The following is a 15,556-nucleotide window of genomic DNA, read 5'->3' as shown; positions in this document are numbered from 1 at the left end:
AGTCCCCTCCTTGGCGGAGCCAGTCCCCTGTCACCCCCATAGGATAAGGCCCGGGTCGTACACGGTGCCCAGTTCCGGGTGCCGCGGCATGACCCGCAAGAGGAACCCATGCCGGCCGCAGAAGCGGCATTCCAGCTCGCCGCCGAAGTGCCCGACCTTGTCCGGGTCCGGGGCGGGGTCGAGCGGCACGACCTCTCCCCCGACGATGGCGCCCCGCGAATCCAGCACCCCGAAATAGACCTCGACCGCGATCTCGGAGAGCGGCACATCCCCCGACATGATCTGCACCGAGATGGGGACCTTTTGCCCCACCGTCACCTCCCGATCGCACTCGGCCTGGACCGCCACGATGGCAAGCCCCCCCCACACGCCGTGCAGCCGCTCCTTCCAGCGCGCGAGCTCCACGGCGAGCCTCAGGTCGTCCCGGTTCAGCCGCTCCCAGTTCTCGAAGGCGGGGAGGTAGCAGCGCCGGGCGTACTCCTGCACCATGCGATCGGTGGAAAAGACCGGGCAGAGGCTCTGCATCGACGCCTTCATGAAGGCCGTCCATCCCCGAGGCACGCCGTCGCTGCCGCGGTTGTAGAACAGGGGCACGATCTCCTTCTCCAGGAGGTCGTAGAGAGCCCTGCTCTCCACCTCGTTCTGGTAGGGGAGGTCGTCGTACACCTCGCCCCTGCCGATGGCCCAGCCGTTGTTGCCCCGGTACCCCTCGCACCACCAGCCGTCCAGGATGCTCATGTTCAGCCCGCCGTTGAAGGCGACCTTCATGCCGCTGGTGCCGCTGGCCTCCTGGGGGCGCAGCGGGGTGTTCAGCCACACGTCCACCCCCTGCACCAGGCGGCGCGCCACCGAGATGTCGTAGTCCTCCAGGAACACGATGCGGCGCCGGAACTTCTCCTGCTGCGCGAGCTGCACGATCTGCCGGATCAGTTCCTTGCCCTGGTGGTCGGCGGGATGGGCCTTGCCGGCAAAGACGATCTGCACCGGGCGTTCCGGGTGGTTCAGGATCCGCTCCAGCCGCTCCTTGTCGTGCAACAAAAGCGTGCCGCGCTTGTAGGTGGCGAAGCGGCGCGCGAAGCCGATGGTGAGGATTTCCGGGTCGAGCACGTCGCCGGCGCGGTCGATCTCCTTGGCCCCCGCGTCCAGCTTCTGCAACTGCGCCCTGAGGCTCACGCGGGCGTAGGCCACCAGGCGTTCCGTGCCGCGTCGGTGCGTGCGCCAAAGCTCCGCGTCGGGGATGCGGGACACCTTGCGCCAGAGGGCGTCGTCGCTCTGCTCCAGCCAGCGCGTGCCGAGGTAGCGGGTCAAAAGGCCGCTCATCTCCTCGGAGAGCCAGCTCTTCTGGTGCACGCCGTTGGTGACGTAGGTGAGGGGGAGTTGTTCTTCGGGAAGATCGGGCCAGACGTCGGCCCACATGCGGCGCGATACCATGCCGTGCAGCTCGCTGACCCCGTTTGAGTGCAGCGAGAGCTTCATGGCCAGCACCGCCATGCAGAAGTTCTCGTTGCTGCGGCCGTGGTTCTGCATTCCCAGGGTCAGGAACTGTTCGCGACTGAGCCCCAGGTGGCGGTAGTAATAGCCGAGGTAGCGCTCGAGGAGTTCGGGGGGGAAGTGGTCGATGCCGGCCTCGACCGGGGTGTGGGTGGTGAAGACGTTGCCGCCGCGGACCGCCTCCATGGCCTCGCGGAAGCGGAGCGAGCGCTCCTCCATGAGGATCCGGACCCGTTCCAGGGCGAGGAAGGCGGCGTGTCCCTCGTTCATGTGGCAGACGTTGGGCTCGATTCCCAAAAGGCGCAGCGCGCGGATGCCGCCGATCCCCAGGACGATCTCCTGCCTGATGCGCATCTCCTGGTCGCCGCCGTAGAGCCTCGTGGTGATCTCGCGATCGGCCGGCGCGTTCTCCTCGAGATTGCTGTCCAGAAGGTAGAGCCGCACCCGTCCCACCTGGACCCGCCAGATCTGCACCCGGACGTTTCGGCCCGGAAACTCCAGCTCCAGGTTGAGGGGGGCTCCCTGCGCGTCCCGTTCCAGGTGCAGCGGAAGGTTGTAGAAGTCGTTCTCGGGGTAGACCTCCTGCTGCCACCCCTCGAAGTTAAGGTGCTGCCGGAAGTACCCCTGGCGGTACAAAAGCCCCATCCCGACCAGCGGCAGCCCGAGGTCGCTGGCCGACTTCAGGTGATCGCCGGCCAGGATGCCGAGCCCCCCGGAGTAGATGGGGAGCGACTCGTGCAGGCCGAACTCCATCGAGAAGTAGGCGATGCGCGCCCGGGGCGTGCCGTGCCGCTCGTACCAGGTGCGCGCGGCGAGGTACTCGTCGAGCCTCTCCTCCACCTGGGCCAGGTGCGACATGAACCCCTCGTCCAGCATGAGGCTGTCGTAGGTGGCCTGCTGCAGGCACCCCAGCATCTCCAGGGGGTTGTGGCGCGTCGCCCGCCACAGTTCCGGGTCGAGGCGCTTGAAAAGTCCGATGGCCTCCGGCTCCCACGTCCACCAGAGGTTGTATGCGATCCGTTGCAGCCCGGCGAGCTCCTTGGGGAGCGAAGGGACAACGGTGAAGCGGTGCAGCGTCGAGAAGAGGTTCATACCGCCTCCTCGCTACTTACTCCGGCCTCCCTATACCGAACTTCTCCAGCCGGTATTGTAGCGTCTTGTAGCTCATGCCGAGAAGTGGTGCCGCTTTGGCGATGACCCAGTCGGCCCTCTGCATCGCCTTGGTGATCAGGTCGCGTTCCAGGTTGTCGATCGATATCCCCTCGGCCGGGAAGTCGAAGGGGAGTGAGCCGGCCAGGGAGGCGTCGTGGTGGACCTCGGCGGGCAGGTCCTCGGGTTGGATGTAGTCGCTTTCCGCCATCAGCACGCCGCGCTCGATCACGCTTTCGAGCTGGCGCACGTTGCCGGGCCAGCTGTAGTCCAGGAGTATCTTGAGCGCCGGCTTGCCGATCCCCTTGACCGAGATGCCGGATGCCTGGCTGTACTTCTTCAGGAAGAAGTTGGCCAGGGTGACGATGTCGTTGCCCCGCTCGCGTAAGGGGGGCAGGGTAATGCGGATCACGTTGAGCCGGTAGAAGAGGTCCTCGCGGAACTGCCCCCGCTTGGTTTCCTGCTCCAGGTCCTTGTTGGTCGCGGAGATGATCCTCACGTCGACCGGGATGTTCACCTTACCCCCCACCCGGCGGATCTCCTTCTCCTGGATGGCGCGCAGGAGCTTCGCCTGCATGGAGACGTTCATCTCGCCGATCTCGTCCAGAAAGACGGTCCCCCCCTCGGCCGCCTCGAAGATGCCGATCTCACGGCTCCCGGCGCCGGTGAAGGACCCCTTCTCGTGGCCGAAGAGCTCGCTCTCGATGAGGGCGTCGGGGATGGCGGCGCAGTTGATGGCGAAGAAGGCCCGGTCCTTGCGCGGGCTGCCGTCGTGGATGGCGCGCGCCACCAGCTCCTTGCCGGTACCCGATTCCCCATAGATGAGCACCGTGGTGGAGGTCGGGGCGATCTTGTGGATGATGCGCGCCACCTCCATCATCTTCGGGTGTTCCCCGATCATGTTGGGGAGCGTCTTCGTCTCGGCCAGCTTCTTGTGCAGCACCCGGTTTTCCTTGAGGAGCATGATGCGCTCGAAGGCGCGCTGCACGGTGAGGATCAGGTCTTCCCGCTCCAGCGGTTTCTCCAGGTAGTCGAAAGCCCCCTTCTTCATCGCCTCGACCGCGGAGTCGATGGTGCCGTGGGCGGTCATCATCACCACGCACTGGGCCGGGTTGTCCGCCAGCACCCGTTCCATGAGCTCCATGCCGGAGATCCCCTGCATCTTCAGGTCGGTGAGCAGGAGGTCGTACTCGGCGCGCTCCAGCTCCTGGAGTGCCTCCTCGCCGCTGGGGACTGAGGTGATCCGGTACCCTTTCTTGGACAGGATGGCGCTCAGGATGTCGCGCTGCCCTTTCTCGTCGTCTACTATCAGGATGCTGCCGCTCATTGCCACTCCAATCTCCTAGTTTCCCGCTGCCTGGTCCGATGTTGCCGCTGCCCGCGCCACCTGCCGCGCGTCTTTGCCGCGCCCGGCTCCGGCCAGCGCCCCCGCGGGAAGGATCACCGTGAAGGTGGTTCCTTCTCCCTTGCGGCTTTGCACCGTGATGCGTCCGCCGTGTTCCTTGACGATCCGTTCGGTGATGGCGAGCCCGAGGCCGATGCCCGCCTCGCGGGTGGTGAAGTAGGGCTGGAACACCTTCTCCAGGTCCTGTTCTTCGATGCCCACGCCGCTGTCGCTGAAGCTCAGGCGGCACTCCCCGGTTTCCTGGTCCACGGCGGCGCCCAGGGTGATGGTGCCACCGTCGCTCATGGCCTGCATGCTGTTGCTGATGAAGTTGCACAGGCAGTTGCGCATCAGCTCCGGGTCGATCTGCATGGCGGGCAGGTCCTGCGGGATCTCGCGCACCACCTGCATGTTCCTCTCGACCAGCCGGTCCTGCATGAGGTGGATCGCCCGGTCGACCAGGTCGGCGTAGTTCACCTGCTGCAGCTTGAGCTTGAGCGGCCGGCCGTAGTTCATGAAGTTGAGCACCATGTAGTTGGCCTTGCGCACCTCTTCCTTGATGTTGTCCGCGATCGCCTCCAACTCGCCCCCCTTCTCGGGGCAGGTGGGAAGCAGCTCGCTTTTGAGGTGGTCGATGGCGAGGCTTATGTAGTTGAGCGGGTTCCTGATCTCGTGCGCGATGCCCGCCGCCAGCTGCCCCACCTTGGAAAGGTGCTCCGCCTCGTAAAGTCGCTTCTCGAGCTGTTCCTTTTCCTTGAGCTTCTTCACCATCTCGTTCAGGTTCTCGGCCAGTTCGCCGATCTCGTCGCCGCTTTCCGCGTCGAAGGTGACGCTCAGGTCGCCGGCGGAGACGTTGTTGACCCCCGACGCCAGGCGGTGGATCGGACTGGTGTAGCGGCGCGCCAGGAAGATGATCAGTATCATCCCCCCCATGAACACCAGGACAGTCACGGAGAGGCGACGGACGAAGTTGGCGTGCTGGATGTCGCGGATGTTGTCCAGAAGGAGGTTGATCTGCACGTAGCCAAGCTGCTCGTCGCCTACGATGACAGGCACCACCAGGTCGTAAGGCTTGAGCGAGCTGCCGCCCCCGCCGCCGCGGCGCTTGAGTCCCTTCTCCAGCTTCTTGATCTCGCGCTTCTTGCCGACCTGGGCCGGGTCGGAGGAGTTGATGATCTCACCTTCGTTGTTGATGATGTTGATCTCGTTGACGCCCTTGTTTTTGGCGTGGCTTAAGTACTCGGAGAGGCGGGTTGATTCCTCTTCCGAGGTCAGGTCCTCGACGCTCAGCTGAATGGCCTTGGAAACTACCGTGGAACTCTCCTGGATCTCCTGCACCAGATCGTTCTGACTGAACTGGTTCAGGATGAAGAGGATCAGTGTGGCGACTACCAGCATGGTGAGCATGATCATCACCAGCTTCGTGTTCAGTTTCATGGCTTTCGTTCCGATCTATGAGTTTTCACTAAGCTCGCAAGTATACAGCAGCGCCCCTGGCTAGACAAGGCAGATCTACGGGGCGCGGGCTGTGATGAATTAATTGTCTTCCATTAGCTTGGACTTGCTGCTAAGATGCCGGTCGTTGATATGCGCCAGGACCAGCAGCGATGGGAGGAGGCATGAGCTACAGCGTCGACAGGATTTCGGGGGGGCTCAGGATCGACCCGGACGCCGGGGGGCAGGAGCATCAGCGCAGGCGCGGCAGGCAGGCCCAGAAATCGGAGCCGGCCGACAGCGTCAGCATATCCGATGAAGCCAAGAAACTGCTTGAGAAAGCCGAAGCCGAGGATGCCTCCGAATAGCCGCTAGCTGGTGAACAGGGCCTTGTCCTCGGCGAAGGCCTTGTCGAAGACATCCAGCATTTCGGCTGCGTTCTGTTCCGTGATCTTCAGCATCTGGCCAGCTTTGGAAGCGGCGATGTCGATGTCTTCCCGCGGTTCCCTGACCCCGATACCGAGCTTGAGGCAGAACTGGTCCGCCAACGAGGTCACCGCGGTGAGGTTGACCAGTGCGGGGTCATCCAGTTCGCTGAAGTCCAGCTGGTGGTGCTGCAGGATCGCCGTGGTCAGGACCTCGGGGAAGTTCCACTTCTTGATCACGTACGCACCCACCTCGTCATGGGTGAAGGGATAGATCCCCTTTTCCGCCTGCCCGAAGGTAATCCCCTCGTTGTAACAGTGCTGCATCACTTCCTGGAACTTGTCCCGGTCCAGGGTATTCATGATGATCTTGCCGATGTCGTGGAACAGTCCGGCGAGGAAGGCCTCCTCCTCGTTGGCGGCACGGGTGCGCCCGGCGATGATCCTGGCGGCGAGTCCGGCTGCGAAGGAATGTTCCCAGAGCATCTTCTCGGTCAGGCCGTAGGGCTTGTAGACCTGCTTCACCGATGCCGCCACCACGAGGCTTCTCAGGGTGCTGAAGCCGAGGACGACGATGGCGCTGGAGAGGGTCTGAATCTGCCTGCGGCAGCCGTAAAATGAGGAGTTGGATATTTTGAGGACCCGTGCCGCGACGGCCGGGTCGGACGAGACGATTTTGGCGAGTTCTTCTGCCGTGGCATTCTCGCTTTCGATGAGCTCCATCACCTTGATGGCAACGATGGGAATGGTGGGCAGGTCTGCTGCGGTCATGATCGCAGTCTCAAGTTCTTTATTCATGCCTAGATCCTTACGTTGGTGAGGGCCGGTTCAGGTCAGGTTCAAAAATATACCAAAACGATTCCTTTAAGCAAGCGCGGATTTAATGATTGAAAGGGGCTCCACCGCAGTCTATACTGCGCGGAAAAAAAGGGATAAGGCCCCACATTGATTGTAAAGAACACTGAATTCATTAAAAGCGCGACCCGCCCCGCCCACTACCCCGCAGGCGACCTCCCGGAGATAGCCTTTGCGGGGCGCTCCAACGTCGGTAAGTCCTCATTGGTCAACGTGTTGGTGAACCGGAAGAACCTGGTGCGCACCAGTTCCACCCCCGGCCGCACCCAACTCATCAACTTCTTCCAGGTCAATGACGATTTCATGCTGGTGGACCTCCCGGGCTACGGCTATGCCAAGGTGCCATTGGCGGTGAAGAAGGATTGGCGCCCGATGATGGAGACCTACCTGTCAAAAAGGGAAAACCTGCGCGGGGTGGTGCTCATCCTGGACATCCGCCGTGTCCCCAACGACGACGACCTGCAGATGCTTGCCTGGCTGCGCGCCTACTCCATCGCGCCCATCATCGTGGTTACCAAGTGCGACAAGCTGTCCAAGAACGAACGGGCCCGCCAGACAGCGGTGATCTGCAGCACCCTCGGCGTGGCCAAGGAAGAGCTTACCTTCTTCTCCGCACTGAGCAAGGAAGGAAAAGATGCGGTCTGGACCCGCATCGACGCCGTTCTCGCCCCCGGCAAGGGCGAAACCGGCGAATTTGCTGAGGAAGCGGAACCCGATAGTGATTGACTTTCCCCGCGGCGTCTGTTAGTAAAAGGTCGCTGCACGCAATACATACATAGACGTTCGTCCTGGTGCCCCGAGAGGGGTTAAAAGGGAAGAGGGTGTGAATCCCTCGCTGTCCCGCAACTGTGAACGGAGATGAAAGCCGCAACAACGCCACTGATCGAATCGGGAAGGCGCGGCGAGTAAGACGACCCGTGAGTCAGGAAACCTGCCAGGATGCAAGCTTATTGGAACCTCCGTGGCAGAGGGGCTAAAGCCGGAATCGCACCTGTAGTGCGTTTTTGACCCGCCTTCCGTCATGGGAAGGGGGGTTTTTTTATGTCCAAAGTGGTCCTGGTTACCGGCGGCGCCCGCAGCGGCAAGAGCCGCTTCGCCGAGGGGCTGGCCGAGAAGTACGCGCCGCTGCGGGGCTACCTCGCCACGGGCGAGCCGGGTGACGCCGAGATGGCCCAGCGCATCGCGCGGCACCAGGGACGGCGCGGCCCGGAATGGCAGACCGTCGAGGAGCCGCTCGCGGTGGCTGAGGCGATCCGCACCCACGAGGGGCGCTTCAACGTGATGCTCCTGGACTGCGTGACCCTCTGGATCTCCAACCTCCTCTTCCGCTGCCCGGGCGGGGCCGTCGAGGCACTGGCCCACGTGGAGAATTTCGCCGGCAGCTTCGCCTCGCTCAAGACTCCACTCATCATCGTCACCAACGAGGTAGGGATGGGGATCGTCCCCGAGCACCCGCTCTCCCGCAGTTTCCGCGACCTGGCCGGGGAGGCCAACGAGATCATCGCCGCCGCCGCGGACGAGGTGTACGTCACCATTTCAGGACTGCCGCTCAGGCTGAAGTGATATGCCATGACACGTGAAATGCCATGAAAACCAAGGAGGAACCGATGCAACTTCTGGAAACGACACTCGCCAAGATTCAGCCGGTGGACGAGGCGCTGCTCGCCAAGGCCCAGGCCAAACTCGATAACAAGACCAAGCCGCTGGGCTCGCTGGGGCGCCTGGAGGAGGTCGGCCGCCGCTTCTCAGCCATCACCGGCAGCCTCGCCCCCGATACCGCCAAGAAGGTGATCTTCACCTTCGCCGGCGACCACGGCATCGTGGAAGAGGGCGTCTCCCTGTTCCCCAAAGAGGTGACGCCGCAGATGGTGCTCAACTTCCTGCGCGGCGGCGCCGGCGTCAACGTGCTCGCCCGTCACAGCGGCGCAGAGGTACGCGTGGTGGACGTGGGGGTCGACTACGACTTCGAACCCGCTCCGGGGCTCATCATCCGCAAGGTGGCCAAGGGAACCCGCAATTTCGCCAAGGGGAGCGCCATGACCCGCGAGGAGGCCGTCGCCGCCATCGAGGTCGGTATCGCTCTCGCCGACGAAGCCAAGAAGGAAGGGGTCGCCATGGTGGGCACCGGTGAGATGGGGATCGGCAACACCAGCCCCTCCTCCGCCATCATCGCAGCCATCGCCGGTTGCACCGTCCGCGAGGTCACCCACCGCGGCACCGGCATCGGAGACGAGGCGCTCGAGAAGAAGATCAAGGTGATCCAGGCAGGCCTCGACCTGAACCGCCCCGAGCCGCAGGACCCGCTGGACGTGCTCACCAAGGTAGGCGGGCTGGAGATCGCAGGCATCGCCGGCCTCGTGCTGGGCGCCGCCGCCAACCGGATGCCGGTGGTGGTGGACGGCTTCATTTCCACCGCAGGCGCGCTGATCGCCTCCGAAATGCATCCTGCCGTGCGCGACTACATCTTCACCGCGCACAACTCCGTCGAGATCGGGCACCAGATGATGCTGGAGCGCATCGGCGTCAAGCCGCTGCTCGACCTGCAGCTGCGCCTGGGTGAGGGAACCGGCGCCGCGCTGGCCATGGGGCTCATCGAGGCAGGTGTCAAGATCCTGAAGGAAATGGCCACCTTCGAAGAAGCCGGGGTGGCCTCCTCCTAAGGGCGGCGGCCTGAGGTGATTCCATGAGGCTATTCATCATCGCCTTCCAGTTCCTGACCATCGTGCCGCTCCCGGTCTCGGTGCGCTGCGAGGAGAAGGACCTCGGGCGCTCCATGGCCCTGTTCCCGCTGGTGGGGCTGACCATCGGGGCGCTCCTGGTCGGGGCCGACTTCGTGCTGGCGCCGCTTCTGCCGCGCACGTTGGCGGATCTCCTGCTGGTCGCCATCATGAGCATCGTGACCGGCGCCCTGCATCTGGACGGTCTCTCGGACGTCTGCGATGGGCTGGCAGCGCGCGGCTCCCGGGAACGTTTCCTCGAGATCATGAAGGATTCCCGGGTCGGCGCAGTCGGTGCGGTGGGACTGGTACTGGGGCTGTTGCTCAAGTACCAGGCGCTGCTCGCGCTGCCGCCCGAATACAAACGGGCGGCGCTGCTCTTCTTTCCCATGGCCGCGCGTTTCGCCCAGGTGCAGATGACGGTCGGGTCGCAGCGCGCCCGGAAGGACGGCTTGGGGCATGCCTTCGTCGGCGGGGCCGGGACGCTGCAGTTGGTCCTGGCCGGCGCCTGCACCGTTGTGGTTGCGGGGGCGCTGCTCCATCTTGCCGGTCTGGTGACCCTGCTGCTTCTGTTCTGTCTCACCTTCGGGATCAAGGGGTGGTCGCACAAAAGGCTTGGTGGCGTCACCGGCGATGTGATCGGCTGCGCCAGCGAGCTGAATGAGATCTTCTGCCTTATCTTCCTGCTGGCGCTCTTAGGCAGGTTGGGGTAGAGGGGACTGGCTCCGTCAGGTGCCTGTCCCCCTCCCAAGGAGAATGCATGATCGAAAGAACGAGGATACACCTGATCCGCCACGGCGAGGTGGAGCGGTCCTACTGCTACAACGGCCACTACGACGTCCGCCTCACCCAGCGCGGCGAGGAGATGTACCACCAGCTGAAACCGCGCCTGGACCCGGACCGGATCAGCGCAGTCTATACCAGCGACCTCCAGCGCACCGTGCGCGGCGGCGAGATACTGGGCCCCTATCTCGGGGTGGAGCCGGTGACCGTCCCCGCCCTGCGCGAGCTGAACTGCGGCGTGTGGGAAGGGCTGTCCGTGGCCCAGATCCAGGAACAGCGCCCCGACGAATGGGCGGCGCGGATGGCGGACCTGGAAAACTTCTGCGCGCCCGGCGGCGAGAGCCTGGGCGAGCTCGCGGGGCGCGTGTTACCGGCCCTGAGGGAGATCGTGGAGCGTCACCGGGGCGAGGACGTCCTGGTGGTGGCCCACGGCGGCGTGAACCGGATCGTCCTCCTGGACGCCATCAAGGCGCCCCTGGGCTCCTTCTTCTGCATCGATCAGCAGTACTGCGCCGTGAACATCATCGACTACTGGGCGGACGGCAACACCGTAGTCCAACTGGTCAACGGCTGACGGAGACACGGACGGCATGAAGCGCATCGTCATCGCAGCGCCGCATAGCGGCTCCGGGAAAACCACCGTGACCCTCGGGATCATGGCGGCGCTCCGGCGCCGCGACCTCAAGGTGGCACCTTTCAAGGTGGGACCGGATTTCATCGATCCCGGTTATCACACCCTGGTGACCGGCGTACCCTCCGTGAACTTGGACGGCTGGATGTGCGCTCCCAGTTTCCTCCGGGACACCTTCGCGTTGCATGCGGCATCGGCCGACGTCGCCGTGATCGAGGGGGTGATGGGGCTGTTCGACGGCATCGACGGCGTCTCCGATGCCGGGAGTACGGCACAGGTCGCCAAGGAGTTGGCGGCGCCGGTCATCCTGGTGGTCGATGCCCGCAGTCAGGCCCGCAGCGCGGCCGCCCTGGTGGGCGGATTTGCCGGCTTCGATCCCGCCGTGCGCGTGGCGGCGGTCATCTTCAACAACGTTGCCAGCGCGAACCACGAGCGTATTCTGCGCGAGGCGCTGGAGGCGCATCTGCCCGAGGTGCCGGTGCTGGGGTGCCTCCCCAGGGACGCGTCGCTCGCTATCCCGTCGCGCCACCTGGGGCTGACCACGGCCGAGGACAACCCGCTCTCCGCGGAGTTCCTGGACCACCTGGTGGAGGTGGTCGAGCGGCACCTCGACCTGGAGCTTCTCCTGGGAATGGGGCAGCAGGACCTTCCGGCGCTGCCCCACGGAGCGCAGGCAACAGCCGAGCCGGACAACCGTCCCCAACCGGTGCGCATCGCCGTCGCCCGCGATGCCGCCTTTTGCTTCGCCTATCCGGACAACCTGCGGCTGCTTGAAGAAAACGGCGCCGAGGTCTGCTGCTTCTCTCCTCTGGAAGAAGAGGCGTTGCCGGAGGGTATCGGCGGCATCTATCTTCCGGGCGGCTACCCGGAACTCTTCGCCGAGAAGCTGGCGGCCAACGAGCCGATGAAGCGGGCGATCCGCCAGAGCATCGAGGCGGGCATGCCGGTCTATGCAGAGTGCGGCGGCTTCATCTACCTGACTGAAGGGTTAGCCGGGGGCGAGGGGACCTTTCAGTTGGTCGGCATCTTCCCGGTGCGGACCCGGATGCTGCCGCGCCGCAAGGCGCTCGGTTACCGGGAAATAGAACTTGTCGAAGACGCTGTGATCGGCACCCGGGGCACCGTCGCCCGGGGGCATGAATTTCACTATTCCGAGATGGAGGAGATGCCGGAGGGGTTCGAGCGGCTCTACCGGGTCAGCAGGAAAGGTGTCGACCTGGGGGGGGAAGGGTACCGCTACCGAAACTGCCTGGCCTCCTACATACATTTACACTTCGGCAGCTCGCCGGGTATCGCACGTGACTTCGTGGGACACTGCAGGGCATACCGGACAAGGAGTCTCACATGAAGACACAGATCGAATCGGCGCGTGCGGGGATCATCACCCCGCAGATGGCACAGGTGGCATTGGACGAACAGGTAACGCCGGAGTACGTCCGGGACAAGGTGGCAGCGGGGCAGATCGTCATCCCCTGGAACCACGTCAGGAAACCGAAGGTGGCCGGCATCGGCACCGGGCTACGCACCAAGGTGAATGCATCCATCGGCACCTCGTCCGACATCATCGATTACGAGGCCGAGGTGCGCAAGGCAAAGGTGGCGCAGGAGGCTGGCGCTGACACCCTGATGGAGCTCTCCGTCGGCGGCGACCTGGACCGGGTGCGGCGCGAGGTGATCGCCGCGGTCGACCTGCCGGTGGGGAACGTGCCGCTGTACCAGGCTTTCTGCGAGGCGGCACGCAAGTACGGTGACCCCAACAAGCTGGACGAGGAGATGCTCTTCGACATCATCGAGCGCCAGTGCGCCGACGGCATGGCCTTCATGGCGGTCCATTGCGGCATCAACCTTTACACGCTCGAGCGCCTGCGGAAGCAGGGGTACCGCTACGGCGGCCTCGTTTCCAAGGGGGGCGTCAGCATGGCTGCCTGGATGATCGCCAACAACCGCGAAAACCCGCTCTACGAGAAGTTCGACCGCGTGGTGGAGATCCTGAAGCGCTACGACACCGTCCTCTCGCTCGGTAACGGCCTCAGGGCCGGCGCGATCCACGACTCCAGCGACCGCGCCCAGATCCAGGAACTGCTGATCAACTGCGAGCTGGCTGAATTGGGTCGCGACATGGGATGCCAGATGCTGGTGGAAGGTCCGGGTCACGTCCCGCTGGACGAGGTGGAGGGGAACATCAAGCTGCAAAAACGGATGAGCGGCGGCGCCCCTTACTATATGCTCGGCCCCATCTCCACCGACGTGGCGCCCGGCTTCGACCACATCACCGCCGCCATCGGCGCCGCACAGTCCTCGCGCTACGGTGCCGACCTGATCTGCTACATCACCCCGGCCGAGCACCTGGCGCTTCCCAACGAGGAGGACGTCAAGATGGGGGTGAAGGCTGCCAAGATCGCCGCCTACATCGGCGACATGAACAAGTACCCCGAGCGGGGCAGGGAGCGCGACAAGGAGATGAGCAAGGCGCGCCGGGATCTCGACTGGCAGCGCCAGTTCGAACTCGCCCTCTTCCCCGAGGACGCCGCCGCCATCAGGAAAAGCCGCGTTCCCGAGGACGAGCAGACCTGCACCATGTGCGGCGACTTCTGTGCCTCCCGCGGCGCCGGCAAGATCTTCGCCGCCGACCTGCGCGGGGACAAGATTTGATGCTGGGCAAGCTGCTGAACAAAGCACCGCTCCATCCCGGTTCCCCCTTCTTGCTCCAACCTCCCCCTCCCTTGACGGGAGGGGGGCGGGGGGTGGGTGAAGCCGCAAGCAGAGGAAATGATGGCGCCTCCCCCCACCCCCCTGCCCCCTCCCGCAAGGGGAGGGGGAGAGCCGGGATGTGGGCGCTGATGGTAGGAACGTTTTTTCCGTTGTTGCCGGCCACCCCCGCCCACGCCATGCACATCTCCGAAGGGATCCTCCCCTTCCCCTGGGCGCTGGCCTGGTTCGTGGTGCTGGTGCCGTTTCTGGCCCTCGGCATCAGGCAGTTGAACGCCCTGGCGCGCGAGGACCTCTCCATGAAGCCGCTGGTGGGGCTGCTCACCGCCGTGGTCTTCATCATCTCCTGCATGCCGATCCCGGTGCCTACCGCCGGGACCTGCTCGCACCCCTGCGGCACCGGCGTGTCGGCCATACTGGTAGGCCCGCTGGTAAGCGTGATCATCGCGGCGGTATCGCTGCTGATCCAGGCGCTGTTCCTGGCCCACGGCGGGCTCTCGACGCTCGGCGCCAACACTCTCTCCATGGGCGTGGTCGGTTCCTTCGCCGGCTGGTTCGCCTTCCGGGCCCTGCGCAAGGTCGGTGGGAGCTTAGCTCTGGCTGGATTTATCGCCGGGCTTGTGGCAGACTGGGCCACCTACGCCACCACCTCGCTCCTCCTCGCCCTCGGCATCCGGGGGGAGTCGCCGCTGTGGCCGCTGGTCGTGAAAATAGTCATCGCGTTCCTCCCCACGCAGTTGCCCCTGGGCATCCTGGAAGGGGTGATCACCGCGGGCATGGTCACGCTTTTGTACCGCAAGCGCCCGGACCTGCTGGTGAAGATGAGGGTTATCACGGAAAAGGAGGTTGCCGGCAATGCCTGATAGAAAACGCAGGTGGAAAGTACTGCTGCTGCACACCGTGATGCTGCCGACGCTGCTGTTTGCTTTCTACTTCTTCTCGCTGGCTCCCAAGTCCTACCAGGGAGTGGATGAGGCCGTGGTGGAGAAGATCGCCAAGGAACACGGTCGTGAGGCCAAGGCGCCGTTCATCGATCCCGGCTCCGGTGACCTGCTCCTGTTCGCCTTTCTGGGGGCGGGCGTCGTGGGCGGGTTCGCCGCCGGATATTACTGGCGGCAGTTGACGGGTAAGGACAACAAGGAAGGCTGATGCACCATCACTTCAACGCATACCGCCACCACGAGGCTCATCCTCTCGCTTCAGTAGATGCGAGGGTGAAGCTGGTGAGCGCCCTGGCCCTCTTGGTCATGGTGCTGAGCTCTCAGGGGATCGCCTTTCCCCTGGCGGTGGCGGCGCTGGGGCTCGGCCTCTGCCTGCACCTGGGGACGCCGGTGCGTATCCTTTTGCTGCGCTTTTCCGAGCCGCTTTTCATCGCGGTCATGGTGCTGGCGCTGAAGACCTTCTTTTCCGGCACCATCCTCATGTTCAGCATCGGTGTGGCAGGGTGGGAGCTGGTCGGGCACCGCGACGGGCTGGCGGCGGGGCTTCTCATTGCCGGGCGTATCCTGGGGGGGGTGTCCCTGCTCGCCGTGGTCGGCTTTTCCACCCCCTTCACCGAGCTGATGGCTGCGCTCTCGTGGCTGCGGGTGCCGCAGGTGTTGGTGGACGTCGCGCTCTTTGCCTGGCGCTACCTGTTCCTGCTCCTCGAGGATGCCCAAGTCGTGTACAACGCCCAGAAGAACCGTCTCGGCTACGTCGGCTGCCGCCGCGCCCTCTCCTCGCTGGGGACCTTGGCAGGCGTGTTGGTCATCAAGGCCTTCGACAACAGCCAGAGCATCACCACCGCCATGGTGCAGCGCGGCTATGACGGCGCCATGCCCGCGTCAGTGCATCGGCCGCTGCGGGCGGTCGAGGTCGGCTCTGCGTTTCTCTTGGTGAGTGCTATCGCAGTGTTGAGGTTGATGTCATAAATTCACGTCCACATCCCCTCTCCCTCCGGGAGAGGGCTAGGGTGAGGGCGCAAGCAGAAAAAGGAACG

The 15,556-nt window shown here is 64.3% G+C and carries 14 protein-coding genes, 1 pseudogene and 1 riboswitch; of the genes and pseudogenes, 11 read left to right on the top strand and 4 right to left on the bottom strand.

All coding sequences use genetic code 11. The annotated features are described in order from the left end of the window. Positions 1-30: 30 nt before the first annotated feature. The 3 genes from glgP to KP004_RS18250 are packed head-to-tail and all read right to left on the bottom strand — an operon-like array spanning position 31 to position 5,461. On the bottom strand, positions 31-2,583 hold the full coding sequence (glgP, locus tag KP004_RS18260) for an alpha-glucan family phosphorylase (protein WP_216799837.1): 2,553 nt from the start codon (positions 2,581-2,583) through the stop codon (positions 31-33). A gap of 16 nt (positions 2,584-2,599) precedes the next feature. After that, positions 2,600-3,967 carry a sigma-54-dependent transcriptional regulator gene (locus KP004_RS18255; RefSeq protein ID WP_216799836.1) on the bottom strand — a complete coding sequence of 456 codons (1,368 nt, stop codon included), beginning with the start codon at positions 3,965-3,967 and terminating at the stop codon, positions 2,600-2,602. Between the two features lie 15 nt (positions 3,968-3,982). Continuing rightward, positions 3,983-5,461 (bottom strand): sensor histidine kinase, encoded by a 1,479-nt coding sequence (locus KP004_RS18250; protein ID WP_216799835.1) that lies wholly within the window; start codon positions 5,459-5,461, stop codon positions 3,983-3,985. A 182-nt stretch (positions 5,462-5,643) separates the two neighbouring features. Between KP004_RS18250 and KP004_RS18245 the strand changes: the two genes are divergently transcribed. Further along, entirely contained in the window at positions 5,644-5,826 is a 183-nt protein-coding gene (locus KP004_RS18245) for a hypothetical protein (protein ID WP_216799834.1), read from the top strand. A gap of 3 nt (positions 5,827-5,829) precedes the next feature. Here KP004_RS18245 and KP004_RS18240 read toward each other — a convergent pair whose 3' ends face one another. Beyond that, positions 5,830-6,681 (bottom strand): HDOD domain-containing protein, encoded by an 852-nt coding sequence (locus KP004_RS18240; RefSeq protein ID WP_216799833.1) that lies wholly within the window; start codon positions 6,679-6,681, stop codon positions 5,830-5,832. A 147-nt stretch (positions 6,682-6,828) separates the two neighbouring features. On the opposite strand from KP004_RS18240, the gene yihA reads away from it, so the two are divergent. From yihA to cbiQ, 10 genes and pseudogenes are all read left to right on the top strand, one after another. After that, positions 6,829-7,464 carry a ribosome biogenesis GTP-binding protein YihA/YsxC gene (yihA, locus tag KP004_RS18235; RefSeq protein WP_216799832.1) on the top strand — a complete coding sequence of 212 codons (636 nt, stop codon included), beginning with the start codon at positions 6,829-6,831 and terminating at the stop codon, positions 7,462-7,464. A gap of 46 nt (positions 7,465-7,510) precedes the next feature. Continuing rightward, a riboswitch (cobalamin riboswitch) is annotated at positions 7,511-7,691 on the top strand. Between the two features lie 88 nt (positions 7,692-7,779). Further along, complete coding sequence (cobU, locus tag KP004_RS18230) at positions 7,780-8,301, top strand: bifunctional adenosylcobinamide kinase/adenosylcobinamide-phosphate guanylyltransferase (RefSeq protein ID WP_216799831.1); 522 nt, start codon at positions 7,780-7,782, stop codon at positions 8,299-8,301. A gap of 44 nt (positions 8,302-8,345) precedes the next feature. Then, complete coding sequence (gene cobT, locus KP004_RS18225) at positions 8,346-9,398, top strand: nicotinate-nucleotide--dimethylbenzimidazole phosphoribosyltransferase (RefSeq protein ID WP_216799830.1); 1,053 nt, start codon at positions 8,346-8,348, stop codon at positions 9,396-9,398. 23 nt (positions 9,399-9,421) lie between these two features. Beyond that, a complete protein-coding gene (gene cobS / locus KP004_RS18220) occupies positions 9,422-10,168 on the top strand; it encodes an adenosylcobinamide-GDP ribazoletransferase (protein WP_216799829.1) in 747 nt (248 codons plus the stop codon). A gap of 47 nt (positions 10,169-10,215) precedes the next feature. Next, entirely contained in the window at positions 10,216-10,812 is a 597-nt protein-coding gene (locus tag KP004_RS18215) for a histidine phosphatase family protein (RefSeq protein ID WP_216799828.1), read from the top strand. Positions 10,813-10,828: 16 nt separating this feature from the next. After that, entirely contained in the window at positions 10,829-12,217 is a 1,389-nt protein-coding gene (locus KP004_RS18210) for a cobyrinic acid a,c-diamide synthase CobB (RefSeq protein ID WP_216799827.1), read from the top strand. Further along, positions 12,214-13,521 carry a phosphomethylpyrimidine synthase ThiC gene (thiC, locus tag KP004_RS18205; RefSeq protein WP_216799826.1) on the top strand — a complete coding sequence of 436 codons (1,308 nt, stop codon included), beginning with the start codon at positions 12,214-12,216 and terminating at the stop codon, positions 13,519-13,521. Before KP004_RS18210 ends, thiC begins: the two co-directional genes overlap by 4 nt. Positions 13,522-13,709: 188 nt before the next feature. Further along, positions 13,710-14,441: an energy-coupling factor ABC transporter permease gene (locus KP004_RS18200; RefSeq protein ID WP_239026858.1), complete on the top strand. Its 732-nt coding sequence runs from the start codon at positions 13,710-13,712 to the stop codon at positions 14,439-14,441. Positions 14,442-14,538: 97 nt separating this feature from the next. Next, a pseudogene (locus KP004_RS21595) lies at positions 14,539-14,727 on the top strand (cobalt ABC transporter permease); the annotation flags it as partial. After that, entirely contained in the window at positions 14,727-15,488 is a 762-nt protein-coding gene (gene cbiQ / locus KP004_RS18190; RefSeq protein WP_216799823.1) for a cobalt ECF transporter T component CbiQ, read from the top strand. The pseudogene KP004_RS21595 and the gene cbiQ, both read left to right, overlap by 1 nt. Positions 15,489-15,556: the final 68 nt, after the last annotated feature.

Source organism: Geomonas oryzisoli (assembly GCF_018986915.1).
Lineage (GTDB): Bacteria > Desulfobacterota > Desulfuromonadia > Geobacterales > Geobacteraceae > Geomonas > Geomonas oryzisoli.
The sequence above is the reverse complement of the archived record's forward strand: the minus strand, read 5'-3'. Positions and strand labels throughout refer to the sequence as shown.

Excerpts from the sequence above, each read along its gene's own strand:
- glgP (WP_216799837.1), bottom strand. The coding sequence starts at position 2,583 with ATGAACCTCTTCTCGACGCTGCACCGCTTCACCGTTGTCCCTTCGCTC.
- KP004_RS18255 (WP_216799836.1), bottom strand. The coding sequence starts at position 3,967 with ATGAGCGGCAGCATCCTGATAGTAGACGACGAGAAAGGGCAGCGCGAC.
- KP004_RS18250 (WP_216799835.1), bottom strand. The coding sequence starts at position 5,461 with ATGAAACTGAACACGAAGCTGGTGATGATCATGCTCACCATGCTGGTA.
- KP004_RS18245 (WP_216799834.1), top strand. The coding sequence starts at position 5,644 with ATGAGCTACAGCGTCGACAGGATTTCGGGGGGGCTCAGGATCGACCCG.
- KP004_RS18240 (WP_216799833.1), bottom strand. The coding sequence starts at position 6,681 with ATGAATAAAGAACTTGAGACTGCGATCATGACCGCAGCAGACCTGCCC.
- cobU (WP_216799831.1), top strand. The coding sequence starts at position 7,780 with ATGTCCAAAGTGGTCCTGGTTACCGGCGGCGCCCGCAGCGGCAAGAGC.
- cobT (WP_216799830.1), top strand. The coding sequence starts at position 8,346 with ATGCAACTTCTGGAAACGACACTCGCCAAGATTCAGCCGGTGGACGAG.
- cobS (WP_216799829.1), top strand. The coding sequence starts at position 9,422 with ATGAGGCTATTCATCATCGCCTTCCAGTTCCTGACCATCGTGCCGCTC.
- KP004_RS18215 (WP_216799828.1), top strand. The coding sequence starts at position 10,216 with ATGATCGAAAGAACGAGGATACACCTGATCCGCCACGGCGAGGTGGAG.
- KP004_RS18210 (WP_216799827.1), top strand. The coding sequence starts at position 10,829 with ATGAAGCGCATCGTCATCGCAGCGCCGCATAGCGGCTCCGGGAAAACC.
- thiC (WP_216799826.1), top strand. The coding sequence starts at position 12,214 with ATGAAGACACAGATCGAATCGGCGCGTGCGGGGATCATCACCCCGCAG.
- KP004_RS18200 (WP_239026858.1), top strand. The coding sequence starts at position 13,710 with ATGGTAGGAACGTTTTTTCCGTTGTTGCCGGCCACCCCCGCCCACGCC.
- cbiQ (WP_216799823.1), top strand. The coding sequence starts at position 14,727 with ATGCACCATCACTTCAACGCATACCGCCACCACGAGGCTCATCCTCTC.